The sequence below is a fragment of the Streptomyces sp. NPDC014894 genome (assembly GCF_043080985.1).
GTDB lineage: Bacteria > Actinomycetota > Actinomycetes > Streptomycetales > Streptomycetaceae > Streptomyces.
In genome coordinates this window covers 425416-438906 of sequence record NZ_JBIBWD010000003.1, presented here as the reverse complement: position 1 = coordinate 438906, position 13491 = coordinate 425416, and the positions used below count along the sequence as shown (strand labels likewise).

Here is a 13491-nt window from a genome sequence, read left to right as displayed (position 1 = left end):
TTGAGGTGGTCACGGCCCCGTTCCACGGCGTCGGCGGGTGTCCACAGACCCCGCTGAGCACGGCGAACAGGGGTTGTCCACAGCCTCCGGCGGACATCGTTCCCAGCGCCTACGCTGGGGGCTGTTCAGGGGGACGAACACACCAGCCACACCCGTTACACCGAAACACCGAGCACCATCCGGGTCACACAGGGGGCATGAATGACCGAAAGCAGTCACGAGAATGTGCCGAGCAGGCAGCGCAAGCGCTTCCCCGGCATCTCGTCCCGCGCGTACGAACACCCCGCGGACCGCTCCGCGCTGGTCGCGCTGCGCAAGCTCACCGGGTTCGACACCGTCTTCAAGGCGCTGAGCGGGCTGCTGCCGGAGCGCAGCCTGCGGCTTCTCTTCCTCTCCGACTCGGTGCGGGTCGGGGACGAGCAGTTCGCCCATCTCAACTCGATGCTGAGGGACGCCTGCTACATCCTGGACCTGGAGAAGGTCCCCGCGATGTACGTCACCCAGGATCCGCGCCCCAACGCGATGTGCATCGGTCTGGACGAGCCGATCATCGTCGTCACCACCGGTCTGGTGGAGCTGCTGGACGAGGAGGAGATGCGCGCGGTCGTGGGCCATGAGGTCGGTCACGCGCTCTCGGGCCACTCGGTCTACCGCACGGTGCTGCTCTTCCTCACCAATCTGGCGCTGAAGGTCGCCTGGATCCCGCTCGGCAATGTGGCGATCATGGCGATCGTCACAGCACTGCGGGAGTGGTTCCGCAAGTCGGAGCTGTCGGCGGACCGGGCTGGGCTGTTGGTGGGCCAGGACATTCAGGCCTCCATGCGCGGTCTGATGAAGATCGCCGGCGGCAATCATCTCCACGAGATGAATGTCGACGCCTTCCTGAAGCAGGCGGAGGAGTACGAGGAGGGCGGCGATCTCCGCGATTCCGTGCTGAAGATCCTCAATGTGCTGCCGCGTTCGCACCCGTTCACCACGGTGCGGGCCGCCGAGCTGAAGAAGTGGGCCGACGGCCGGGACTACCAGCGGATCATGGACGGCCACTACCCGAGGCGCTCGGAGGACCGGGACACCTCGGTCACCGACTCGTTCCGGGAGTCCGCCTCGCACTACGCGGACACGGTGCGCACCAGCAAGGATCCGCTGATGAAGCTGGTCGGCGACATAGCCGGCGGCGCGGGCGACCTGGGCGGGAAGCTCCGCGACAAGTTCACCGGCAACGGGAACGGCGGCGGGAGCGGCAACGGCGACGGCGGTGCCGACGGCAGCCGCAGCGGCGGCTGACCCGGCCGAGGCCGACCTGGCGGCGGGCCCGGACGGCGGCCGACCAGAGCGGCGGCGGGCGCGACCGGTCCGACCCGCCGGTCAGGCCCGCCGGTCAGGCTGCCCGTCCCGGGGCCTGGGCGCCCGTAGACCGGCCCGTCGGCCGGGCGGGTCTATCGCCTCGGGCCCGGCTGGGCCCGGGGGGACAGGGAGCCGCAGAGCGCCGTCGGGGTGTCGCGGAGGGCGTACGGGTCCGTGCCCGGCGGGGCGTCCGCGGGCGGCCGGCGGCCGGCCAGCAGCGGGCGCAGCACCGAGACGGCGTCGGCCGAGCACGCCTGGGGGCCGGCCTGGACGGAGCTGGTCAGCAGTTCTGTCCGGTGCTGCCGCAGATCGTCCCGGTCGAAGCGGAATCGCAGCTCCCGGCGGACGGTGAAGAGCGAGGCACCGTCCTCGGCGCCGCCGACGGGCCGCAGGGCGTAGGCGAAGGTGTGGTCGGAGGTGACCGCCAGGGCGTCGGGGCCCGCCTCGCGGACGCTCAGCGTGCCCCTGACGCGTACGTCGGGGTCGGCGAGGGCCACCTGCCTCCGGTCGTAGCGCACCAGCCAGCCGGTGGCCGCGTGGCGGCCGTCGGCGGCCGGGGCGGACATGCTGCGGTCGAACTGCTCCAGCTGGTCGGGGTCGAGGAGCACCCGCACGGGCCGGACCGCGCCCCCGGTGAGGACGTCGGGGTCGAGGGAGGACTCCACCAGATAGTCCTTGGCGGTGGTGAGCGCGGTCAGCACCTGGCCCACCGAGAAGTGCTCGGTGCGGCGGACGCCGGGGAGGGTGATGCCCGCGGCTCCGGAGCGGAAGCGCGCGGCGGGGCTGCGGGCGTAGAGATCGCCGGGGGCGCCGCCCGGGACGCGCCCCGCGGGAGCGAGGGGGATCAGGGTGATGCGCAGGGGCTCGGCCCGTTTGGCGGACGAGGAGGGGGACGGGGGGCGCACCCCCAGATAGACCGCGGTGCCGAAGACGAGCGCGACCATCAGGACGAGCAGCAGGGCCGGGGCGGTGCCGCGTCCGACGCTCCAGGAGGCGGACGGGAGGGAGCGGACGGCGGGCGCGTGCGCGCCCATCCGCTCCCGCGCGGAGAACTCCTGAAGCCGCGCAGCCTGGACGAACGATTCGTCGAAGACGACGGATCGGTACTCGTCCTCTCCGCCGCCGGGACGCCCTTCGGGTGTTCCCTCAGGCGGGTCTCCGCGGCCGGCCATACCTTGAGGGTGGGTCTCGCGGGGCCTCGGTAAACGTGACGGTGCGCGACAAACTCGGACGAGTTCCCACGCGGGCGTTCACCGGCCGGGCACGCGGGCGTTCACCGGCCGGGGTGGAGCGGGCCGGACGGGGGACGGTCAGGGGGCGCCGGGGTCGGCGGACAGGGAGGGGCCGACGAGCCGGTCGACGGTGGATCCGGCGGGGGTGGTGGCGTCGACGCCGCTGGTCGCGGGCGGGGGCACCTGGTCGTGGCGATGGCCCGAGGCTCCCCGGTACACGGCGGTGAAGGCGAGGGCGACCATCCCGATGCCCATCACCAGCGCGAGGACCCAGGCGACCGGGCGGTGCCAGCGGGGGCTGCCGCGATAGGGGCGCAGGGCGCCGCCGTGGCTGCCGTAGGGATCGCCGTCGTCGTCGGGGTGGGAGCCCTCCTCGTACGGCCGGTCGTCGTCGTAGGGGCCGTATCCCTCTTCGTGCAGCTCGTCGTCGGGGACGCCGGGACGGGCGGCGGCGGCGCGGGCGGCCTCGGCCTCCGCGCGGGCCTCGGCGGCGGCGAGCAGCCGTTCGACGGCGCTGGGCTCGTGGATGAGGGCGGCATTGACGAAGTCCTCGTCGAAGACCACGGGGGCGAGGTCCTCGTCCGCGCCTCCGCGGTCGTCGTCGGGCTCCCAGCCGTCCGGGAACGGCCTGCCCCCCACGTCGTCCGGCACGCAATCAGAGTAGACCGGGCCGCCGGGTTTGGGCAGTCCGGGGAAGAACTCTCCCCGCCGGCGCGAGCCCTCGGCGCGAGCCGCGGGTGCGACCGCCGTGCGCCGGGGCGGGCGGCACCGGAAGCCCGCGGGGCCGGGAGAGCGGCCGGGACGGAGGGCCGCCGGGACGGAAGGCGGCCCGGGACGGGAAGGCGGCGCGGGAAGACGGCGCGGGCAAGCCACCTGGGAAGGGGGCGCGGTGAAACGGCGCGGGCCCCGGCCCGGAGGGAGCCGGGGACCGCGAGCGGGAGGGAGGGTCAGCGGGTGTGACCGTCGCCGGTGACGATGTACTTCGTGGAGGTCAGCTCCGGCAGCCCCATCGGGCCCCGGGCGTGCAGTTTCTGGGTGGAGATGCCGATCTCGGCCCCGAAGCCGAACTGGCCGCCGTCGGTGAAGCGGGTGGAGGCGTTCACGGCGACCGTGGTCGAGTCCACCAACTGGGTGAACCGGCGGGCCGCGGCCTGCGAGGTGGTGACGATCGCCTCGGTGTGGCCGGAGGACCAGAGCCGGATGTGGGCCACCGCGGCGTCCAGCGAGTCCACCACGGCCGCCGCGATGTCCAGGGAGAGGTATTCGGTCTCCCAGTCCTCGGGGGTGGCCGCCACCACCGTCGCCTTGGCGCTCTCGGCGTGCTCCAGCACCCGCTCGTCGCCGTGGACGGTCACCCCCGCCTCCGCGAGGGCGTCCAGGGCGCGCGGCAGGAAGGCCCCGGCGACGTCCTGGTGGACGAGCAGGGTCTCGGCGGTGTTGCAGACGCTGGGCCGCTGGGCCTTGGAGTTGATCAGGATGTCGACGGCCATGTCGATGTCGGTCTCGGCGTCCACGTACACATGGCAGTTGCCGGTGCCGGTCTCGATGACGGGCACGATGGACTGCTCGACCACCGTACGGATCAGTCCGGCGCCGCCGCGCGGGATCAGCACGTCCACCAGGCCGCGGGCGCGCATGAGTTCCTGGACGGAGTCCCGCGACTCGCCGGGCACCAGCTGGATCGCGTCGGCCGGCAGCCCGGCGCCGCCCACCGCGTCGCGCAGCACGCGCACCAGGGCCGTGTTGGAGGAGTACGCGGAGGACGAGCCGCGCAGCAGAACCGCGTTGCCGGACTTGAGGCAGAGGGCGGCGGCGTCCACGGTCACATTGGGCCGGGCCTCGTAGATGATGCCGACCACGCCCAGCGGCACCCTGACCTGTCGCAGATCGATGCCGTTGGGCAGGGTGGAGCCGCGCACCACCTCGCCGACCGGGTCGGGCAGGGCGGCGACATGGCGGACGTCGGCGGCGATGGCCCGCACCCGCTCCGGGGTGAGGGTGAGCCGGTCGATGATCGCCTCGCTGGTGCCGGCCTCCCGGGCGCGGGCGATGTCCTCGGCGTTGGCCGAGACGACTTCGCTCGTACGGACCTCCAGCGCGTCCGCGATCGCCAGCAGCGCGTCGTCCTTCGCCGAGCGCGGCAGCGGCGCGAGATCCGCCGCGGCGGACCGCGCCCGGTAGGCGGCCTGGGTGACCGGGGTGAGGTTGTCGTACGGCGAAAGCGGCGAGGGCGTGGTCATACCCGCAGGGTAGTGCGCTCGCCGCGGCCGTCCGTGCCGTACTCCGCACCGTCCCGTACTGCGAGACGGCGGCCCCGGGGCTCAGAAGGGGTGGACTCCCACCCGGGACGCGGGCGGCGGACCGTAGCCCTCCGCGAGCCGCTGGTGGTAGGTCTGCCGGTCGATGACCTCCAGGCCCACGATCTTCCAGGGCGGCAGTTTCGCCGTGGAGCGGTGCTCGCCCCAGAGCCTGAGCGCGACGGCCGCCGCGTCATGCAGGTCCCGGGCCTCCTCCCAGTACCGGATCTCGGCATGGTCGCCCGCATAGCGGCTGGTCAGCAGGAAGGGGTGATCGTGCGCCAGCTGTTCGAGCCCGCGTCTGACCTCCGTGAGCGGCGCCTCGGGTCCGGAGACGCTGAGGGTGATGTGCCACAGCTTCGACTGCGCCGGGTCGTCGCCGTACGCGCCGGACTCCCCCGCTCTGGCGCCGGCGCCCGGCTCCGGGCCCCGGCCGGTTCCGCGCGGCCGGCGGTCGGTCCCCTCCCGGTCCTGTTCGGCTCCCTCCCCGGAGTCGTCGCGACCCGAGCCGTCGACGTCGGAGTCGTCGAAGCCCGAGTCGTCGAAGTCGGCGCCCGCCTCGACGCTCGTCAGAGTGCGTTCCTCACCCGCCGTCCCACGGGTCTGGTCGCCCGCCGTCGTGCGGGACGCTCCACCCGCCGTCGTACGGCCGTGGTCGCCCGCGGTCCTGCGGATGCGCGGGACGCCCCCGTTCCCTCGGGGCACATCCCCTGGGCGCGCTCGTCTCACCGGCGGCCTCCTGTTTGCATGTGTCGTCTTGCTGTACCCCGCCATCCCCCCGCCACAAAGTTGACCAGTCCTGGACGGAACATGGGGTGGTTTTGGTAAAGGTCCCTGTTGGTTGGCGGGACTTTCAGCCGTTTCAGGAGTGCAGGACGACCAGATCGTCCCTGTGTACGACTTCCCTCTCGTACTCGGGACCCAGCTCCTTCGCGAGGTCCCGGGTGGAGCGGCCGAGCAGCTGGGGGATCTCCTTGGCGTCGAAGCCGACCAGGCCCCGGGCGACCGCCGCGCCCCGGGCGTCGCGCAGTTCGACCGGGTCGCCGGCGCTGAACTCGCCCTCGACCGAGGCGATCCCGGCGGGCAGCAGCGACGCACGGCCGTGGACGACCGCCTCGACCGCGCCGTCGTCGAGGATCAGCGCGCCCCGCGGGGTCGAGGCGTGGGCCAGCCACAGCAGCCGGTCGGCGGACCGGCGTCCGGTGCGGTGGAAGAAGGTGCCGGTGACCCGGCCCGCCAGCGCGTCGGCGGCCCGGACGGCGGAGGTGAGGACGACGGGGACCCCGGCCGCCGCCGCGATCCTGGCGGCCTCGACCTTGGTGGCCATGCCCCCGGTGCCGACGCCCGACCGGCCCGCGCCGCCGGTCTCGACATGCGCGATGTCGGCGGGCCCGTGCACCTCCTCGACGCGCGAGCTGCCGGGCCTGGCCGGGTCGCCGTCGTAGAGGCCGTCCACGTCCGAGAGGAGGACCAGCAGATCGGCGCGGACCAGATGGGCCACGAGGGCGGCCAGCCGGTCGTTGTCGCCGAAGCGGATCTCGTCGGTGGCGACGGTGTCGTTCTCATTGACCACGGGCACCGCGCCCATGGCGATCAGCTGGTCGAGGGTGCGGTAGGCGTTGCGGTAGTGGACGCGGCGGCTGGTGTCGTCGCCGGTCAGCAGCACCTGGCCGACGCGTACGCCGTAGCGGGCGAAGGAGGCGGTGTAGCGGGCGACCAACAGTCCCTGGCCGACGCTGGCGGCGGCCTGCTGCCGGGCCAGGTCCTTGGGGCGGCGGGCCAGGCCGAGCGGGGCGAGCCCGGCGGCGATGGCCCCGGAGGAGACCAGCACGATCTCCTTCTCGCCCCCGTCCCGGGCCTTGGCGAGCACGTCCACGAGCGCGTCCACGCGGTCGGCGTCGAGGCCGCCCGACGCGGTGGTCAGCGAGGACGAACCGACCTTGACGACGATCCTGCGGGCCTGGGTTACCTGCTCTCTTGCCACGGTCACAGGCTGAATCTATGTCAGTGCGGGCCGCGTACGCCCGGGCATTTCACCGGCTGGACAGGCCGGCGGCCGGCCGGGGCGCGCCCTTCCCCGCCCGGCGGCCGGGAAACGCCAGAGGGCCCGTGCGGCTCTCGCCGCACGGGCCCTCGGGAACAGCGGTGCGCTCTAGCGCCGCAGCGAGGCTTCCGATCCGTCGGTCTCGACCGGGTCGAGGGACTCGGCCTCGGCCGGGACGGCCTCCGGTCCGGCGTCGGGCTGGAGGTTCAGCTCGTACTGGGCCTCCTCGTTCAGCCGCTGCTCCACACCCAGGTTGCGGGCCTCCGACTCGGCCGCGAGGTCCCGCACGGCGTCGTTGAAGCGCTCCATGGAGGTGGGGTGGTCGGGGCCGAGGAGGTACTCCTTCAGCTCCTGGCGGTCGGCCGCCAGCAGATCGCGCTCCGGGGAGGCCACCGCCTCCAGCAGCGCGTCCAGTTCGGCGGCGCTGTTGCTCAGGATCACGGCGGCGCGGGCCGCGGTGTTCTGGCGCTGGAACTCGGCGGCGCCCAGTTCGGCGGAGTCGGTCAGGGCGTAGGGCTTGCCGCTGGCCATGAAGTCCGAGACGACGCTGGAGATGTCCGAGACCATCGCGTCGGACTCGTTGAAGCAGTCGTACAGCTTCGGCTCGGGGCCGGTCACGATCAGGTGCTCCCAGTAGCCGTTGGAGCGCCAGTAGGCGTCGTTCCACTCGGCCCTGAGCGCCTTGATCCGCTCCAGGCGCTGCGGGTCGGCGAGCGAGTCGCGGGACTCCTCGGCGGCGTCGCGGCGGGCCCGGCCCGGCTTGGCCAGGGCGGTCAGCTCGGCCTCGATCCGGTCCATCTCGGCGCGGGCGGCCTCCTGGCCCTGCTTCGCGGCGGCGGCCTGTCCCGACCACCTCGGGTCGGCGGCGCGGGCCTCGGTCGCCTCCGCGATCATGTCCTTGATCCGCTGGTGCACGACCTTGGCCTGCTTGTCGCGGATGCCGGTGAAGGGGTGGGGCTTGTAGATGACGCGCACGGGCCGCTCGGCGGTGAGCAGCCGGCCGATGATGTTCTCACCGGCGAGCAGCAGCGAGGTGTTGCCCGGGTTGTCGTCCCAGCCCTCCCAGGTGGGGGCGTAGAGCACGGTGGGGATCGGGTTCTTCGGGGCGCCGGTCCAGGACTGGATGGGCGCCAGCTGCGGGCGTCCGACCTCGACGATGTCGTCGTCGCGGACGCCGACGTCGGCCAGCGCGTAGCGGTCGCGGCCGGCCCGGCCCGCGGTCCAGACCTCGTCGTACACCTTGCTGTACGGGTTGACGCTGGCGAGCTTGTCGCTGTCGCCGTGGCCGATGAAGACGTGCTGGATGGTGGGCACGCGGAGCAGGTGGATGTTCTTGCCGACGTTGGCCGCGTAGAGCGCGACCCGGACCGAGGAGAGGTCCATGTTCATCAGGTGGGTCGCGCCGGGCACGCAGATGACCGGGACGGTGGTCGGGTGGAGCTTGTTGACCAGTCCGCGCTCGCGCATGATGATCAGCGGCCGTCCGTCGACGTTCTCCATCGTCTCCAGCCACATGTTGGCCTGGTAGGCGGACTCCTTGGAGCCGGAGAAGTACAGGACGACGGTGGGCTGGTACTCGCGCAGCCAGTCGCTGACCGCGTCGAGGACCTCGGGCGCGGCCGGGACCCGGCGCTTGCGGCGCAGGTAGGGGGCGAGCGCGAGGATGTAGAGCACGGCGAGGCCGATGCTGACGGCGAGGCCCGCGTAGCCGAGGGCGTCCCGGTTCAGGGCGGTGGCGAGCAGGACGCCCAGCACGGCCGGGATGTCCATGTGGAGGATCTTCTCGGCGGCGCGGACGCGGAGCGCGGCCGGCGGCGCGTCGGGGATGCCCAGGCTCTGGAGGTCGACGTTCCGGGTGACCACCGGCATCGAGCGGCGCAGCCGGATCAGGGTGACCAGGGCGCCGTGCGGGGCCTGGAGGCCGTAGAAGACCAGGAAGCCCGCGACGGCCACGTAGAAGAGCGTGGTCTCGGCCAGGCCCTCACGGGCGAGCAGCAGCACCAGGAGGACCTGGCGCAGCAGGAAGCGGATCGTGATGCCGACGCGGACCTTGCCGAGGCGGTTGATCAGATAGCTGCCCTTGCGGTGCAGATACCAGTCGGCGACATAGGTGGCGGTGGCCGCTGCCGCGAACATCCAGACGTTCGGCAGCAGTGCGGCGATCATGACGCAGGGATAACCGAGTCCGAGGAGAACCGCGGCGGCCAGCTCGGACAGGCTGCCGACGCGCGCCAGACGAATGGCTGTGGAAATCACGAAGAACCTGCTCCAAGGGTGCCGATTTGGTCCTTTTTGCGAGAATTGCGAATCCGGGACTTCGCAACCCGAGGGCGGAGTCAGGACTTCACACAGCGAACGGCCGGGCCTCCGTGTCCCCCAACATCCCCGGCATTTCGCGCATAGGGAGGTTCACGGAGGCCCGCAAAACTGCTGTGACAGCATTCATCGCTTTAACAGCGAATTATTGCATATCTTCTTCGCGCATCAGGACCGCGGCGAGCGCCTGCTCGAAGCCGGAGGCCTCGCTCGCGCCCCGGGTCGGGTCCTGCTGGCGGACGTCGATGACATGACCGGTCAGCTCGGAGAGGAGGACGTCGAGGGAGGTGCGCGCCACGGCCTCGGAGGAGAGCAGGCTGCCCGCGGGCTCCGCGCCGAACGCCTTGGTCCGCATCGGGGTCGCGGTCCGCTCGGGATTGACGCAGTTGACCCGGATGCCCTCGCTCGCCCACTCGTCGGAGAGCGCCTGGGTCAGATTCACCATCGCGGCCTTGGTGGACGAGTAAAGGCTGTACTCGGCGCGGCCCCGCGTATAGCTGGAGGAGGTGTAGAGCAGAAGCTGACCCTTGGTCTCCGCCAGGTACTTGTACGAAGCACGGGCGATCTGGACCGGCGCCAGGTAATTGACGTTCAGCGCTTCCTGGATGGTGCTGTTGTCCGTCTCGGCGAGCTTGCCGATGCGCAGGACGCCCGCGGTGTTGATGACGTAGTCGATCCGGCCGGTCTCCGAGTACGCCTTGGAGAGCGCGTCGTCCACGTGCTCCGGGTTCTCGACATGGGTGCCGGTGGTGGAGCGGCCCAGCGCGTAGACGTTCGCGCCGTACGTCTTCGCCAGCTCGGCGATGTCCGCGCCGATGCCGTACGAGCCGCCGAAGACGACCAGCGTGCGGCCTTCGAGCAGCTCGCGGTAGGCGGCCTCGTCGGCCTGGCGGGGGGCGGCGGTCGAGGCCAGCTGGAAGAGCTTGTCGGTGATGAAGACGTCGACGGGCTGGGTGACCTTCATGTTGTACTCGTCGCCCGCGACGACGTGGATCGGCACGTCCGGCAGGTACTTCAGCACGACCGAGCAGTCGTCGGTGGCCTGGAAGTTCGGGTCGCCGGAGGCCACCTCGTACGCCCTGCGGATGGTGGAGAGCTTGAACGCCTGCGGGGTCTGGCCGCGGCGCAGCCGGGAGCGGTCCGGGACGTCGGTGATGAATTCGCCGTCCTCGCCGTGGGTGCGGGTCACGATGATGGTGTCCGCGGAGGGGATGGCGACGTCGACGGCCTGGTAGCGCTCCAGGGCGTCCACACAGTCCTGGATCACTCGCTGTGACAGCAGGGGGCGGACGGCGTCGTGGAAGAGGACGTTGCGGTCCTCGCCCTCGGCCAGTCCCTCGCCGAGGGCGGCGATGGCGCGCTCGGTGGTCTCGTTGCGGGTCGCGCCGCCCTCGATCACCTTGGTGACCTTGGTCAGTCCGGCCTTGGCGACGATCTTCTCGATGTCGGGGACGAACCCGGGGGCCATCAGCACGATCACATCGTCGATGGAGTCGGCCTGCTCGAAGATCGTCAGTGTGTGCTCGATGACAGCCTTGCCGGCGATCTTCAGCAGCTGCTTCGGGATCGACAGACCCACGCGCTGGCCGGTACCCCCGGCGAGGACGACTGCCGTGGTACGGGGCTTGGCTTCGTGCGGCACAGACACAGAACGACCTACCTTCAGACGAGTGAGACGGTGCGATGGTCGCACTCTGTGTGACAACCTCGCAAGGCGGGTAGGGGCTGACGCTCGCCCCGGGTCCACCCGGTGTTCACCCGGGGCCCCGGCTGTCGGGGCGCCGGGCCTGCGGGAGGCGGGTGACGGACGTCATGGGGCGGGTACGGGCGGACAGGTACGGGCTGGTACGGGCTGGTACGGGCGGACGGGTACGGGCTGGTACGGGCGGACAGGCAGGGGCTGGTACGGGCGGGCGGCCCGGGCGCGGGCCCGGTCATCCGGGCGGGCGGTCGGTGAGCCGGAGGACCAGACCATTGTCGCCGTCGTAGCCGAGCGACACCTTCACCAGCCGCTGCTCCCTGCCCAGGAGCCTGCGCAGCACCCGGCGCGCCAGGAGCAGCGGTCGCCGCTTGTGGGTGAGGGCGTCCGGATAGACGAAGACGTCGCTCTTGTCGACGACGTCGTCGAGGAGCCGCGCCACCCGCACCGGGTCCCGGTCCGGGGCGCAGCGCAGCCAGACCTCCCAGACGTCGTGGGCGGTCAGCTGCCGGGCGGCGGGGGCCTCGCCGTGGATGACGGCCCGGAAGCCGCGCGCGCCGTCGCGGACGGCGGGGAAGGCGATCTCCTCCTCGGGGCCGCCCCGGCGGCGCAGCGTCAGCTCGGCCCCGTCCGCGGGGGCGGCGGGACCCAGCACCCGGCCCTCCAGGGTGAGCCGGGACCCGGAGCGGCGGATGTCGCCCGCCTCGGCGTGGACGGGCCGCACCCAGGAGCGCAGGGCCAGCTGGTGCCGGGGGCCGCGCCGGTAGGGCACCCGGTGGCGGACCCCGGCGCCGGGGGTGAGCCGGCGCTCCGCGCCCAGTGCGCCGCGCTGGTCGACCGAGCGGGTCAGCAGGGCGGTGCGGCGGGCGCCGCCGGGGTGGTCGGCGGCGCAGAGCCACTGGCCCTCGGCGAAGTCGTCGTCGGCGGGGACGGTGGCGGCGCCGTCCGGGCCGAAGGGGTAGATCCGGGTCTCCGCCGGGTCGGGGCCGCCGGTGCGGACGCAGACCAGACGCAGGCCGGGGTGGGTGAGGACGGCGGATGCGGGGGCGACCACGGTGACGGTGAGCGAGCCGTCGTCCTCGGCGACGCAGTCGGCCACCGGTTCGAAGGCGCGCCCGGGGGCCGGCCGGGGCGCGGCGGGCGGGGCGGCGGGCGCGAGAGCGGGCGGGGCGGCGGCTGCAGAGGCGAGCGCGACGGCGGGGGCGGTGGCGGTCCGGGCGCGGCGGGCGGGGGAGCCCGCGCCCAGTTCGGCGAAGAGGTCGGCGTACCGGCGGGCGACGGGGGCCGGGTCGAAGCGGCGGGAGTTGCGGGCGGCGGCGGCGCCCATCTTGCGGCGCAGCCCCTCGTCCTCGATGAGCGCGAGGAGCGCGCCGGCGACCGCGTCGGCCTTGCCGACCGGGACCAGGATTCCGTCCTCGCCGTCCCTGACGATCTCGCGCGGGCCGTAGTCGCAGTCGGTGCTGATCACGGGGAGACCGTTGCGCATCGCCTCGACGAGGGTCATGCCGAAGGACTCGTGGCGGGAGGTGGAGACGGCGACGGATCCCTTGACCCACTCGGGGTCGATCGGCGAGCGGGGGCCCATGAGCAGGACGTGATTGCTCAGCAGGTGTTTCTGGACACGGCGGCGGAGCCGTTCCTTCTCGGCGCCCGCGCCGCAGATCCGCAGGGTCCACTCGGGGTGGACGGCGACCACTTTGGCGAAGGCGCGGATCAGCACCTCGTACTGCTTCTCGCGGGAGAGCCGGCCGGCGGCGACGACGACGGGGCGGGAGAGGTCGGAGGGGGCCACGGCGGGCGCGGGGACGCTGTTGGGGACGGCCAGCACCCGGGTGTCGGGGAGCGGCATCCGGGCCCGCCAGACGGCCGCGTCGCCCTCGGAGACCGTCACGAAGGCGTCCAGGGCGGCGAGGTGCGGCCGCATCTCCTCGCGGAGGGCCTCGCTGTGGTGGTTGTGGCTCATGTGCTCCTGGCCGATGGTCACGGCCCCGGGGGGCGCGAACCGGGCCGTGTAGGCGACCAGGCCGGGGCGGGTGCCGATGACGACATCGGCGTCGGAGGCGGCGTAGTGCTCGCGGACCCGGCGGTCGGTGAGGGCGCTGTATTCGCCGTAGCGCGCCTCGGAGCGGGGGAAGAGCGCGGCCGGGGTCCGGTGGTCGGGGTGGTCCTTCTCCCGGGCGGGCGAATTGGGCCGGGTGTCGACCAGCGGTACGACGGTGATCCGCGGGTCGATGTCGAAGAGCGGGACGTCCCGGTGGCGGAAGACCGAGACGATCTCGATCTCATGGCCGCCGGCGAGTTCCTCCGCCAGGTTCAGCGTGGTCCGGATGGTCCCGCCGATGCCGTAGATGGTGTGGATGAGAAAAGAGATCTTCACCGGTGCTCCGCTCGTCCGCCCGGGCCGTCTGCCGTGCCGCCCCGACCGGTCGCGGCGTCGGCGGGCCGTGCCGCTCGCGGCGCGCCGTGACACGCCGGGGGGACCCGGCCGCGACAGCGGTGCGGGCGGCCGTGCGGAAACAGAGTGGCCGCCGGGGAGGCGGGGGGCGGACGCCCGGGGCG

General features: G+C 72.8%; 9 protein-coding genes. 1 reads left to right on the top strand and 8 read right to left on the bottom strand.

The genetic code is table 11. The features are described from left to right. The first annotated feature begins 201 nt into the window (after nt 1-201). A complete protein-coding gene (locus ACF089_RS09765) occupies nt 202-1284 on the top strand; it encodes a M48 family metallopeptidase (RefSeq protein WP_392024199.1) in 1083 nt (360 codons plus the stop codon). A gap of 152 nt (nt 1285-1436) precedes the next feature. On the opposite strand, the gene ACF089_RS09760 is transcribed toward ACF089_RS09765, so the two are convergent. From ACF089_RS09760 to ACF089_RS09725, 8 genes are all read right to left on the bottom strand, one after another. After that, nucleotides 1437-2516, bottom strand: a complete 1080-nt coding sequence (locus ACF089_RS09760) for a hypothetical protein (RefSeq protein ID WP_392024196.1) — start codon at nt 2514-2516, stop codon at nt 1437-1439. Between the two features lie 138 nt (nt 2517-2654). After that, nucleotides 2655-3227 carry a hypothetical protein gene (locus ACF089_RS09755; protein WP_392024195.1) on the bottom strand — a complete coding sequence of 191 codons (573 nt, stop codon included), beginning with the start codon at nt 3225-3227 and terminating at the stop codon, nt 2655-2657. A gap of 296 nt (nt 3228-3523) precedes the next feature. Continuing rightward, nucleotides 3524-4816: a glutamate-5-semialdehyde dehydrogenase gene (locus tag ACF089_RS09750; RefSeq protein WP_392024193.1), complete on the bottom strand. Its 1293-nt coding sequence runs from the start codon at nt 4814-4816 to the stop codon at nt 3524-3526. Between the two features lie 81 nt (nt 4817-4897). After that, nucleotides 4898-5446 carry a hypothetical protein gene (locus tag ACF089_RS09745; protein ID WP_392024773.1) on the bottom strand — a complete coding sequence of 183 codons (549 nt, stop codon included), beginning with the start codon at nt 5444-5446 and terminating at the stop codon, nt 4898-4900. Between the two features lie 289 nt (nt 5447-5735). Then, nucleotides 5736-6863 carry a glutamate 5-kinase gene (gene proB, locus ACF089_RS09740; protein ID WP_392024190.1) on the bottom strand — a complete coding sequence of 376 codons (1128 nt, stop codon included), beginning with the start codon at nt 6861-6863 and terminating at the stop codon, nt 5736-5738. A gap of 162 nt (nt 6864-7025) precedes the next feature. Next, a complete protein-coding gene (locus ACF089_RS09735) occupies nt 7026-9173 on the bottom strand; it encodes a hypothetical protein (protein ID WP_392024187.1) in 2148 nt (715 codons plus the stop codon). 205 nt (nt 9174-9378) lie between these two features. Beyond that, entirely contained in the window at nt 9379-10881 is a 1503-nt protein-coding gene (locus tag ACF089_RS09730; protein WP_392024186.1) for a D-ribitol-5-phosphate cytidylyltransferase, read from the bottom strand. 286 nt (nt 10882-11167) lie between these two features. Further along, nucleotides 11168-13309 carry a glycosyltransferase gene (locus tag ACF089_RS09725; protein ID WP_392024184.1) on the bottom strand — a complete coding sequence of 714 codons (2142 nt, stop codon included), beginning with the start codon at nt 13307-13309 and terminating at the stop codon, nt 11168-11170. Between the last annotated feature and the right edge of the window lie 182 nt (nt 13310-13491).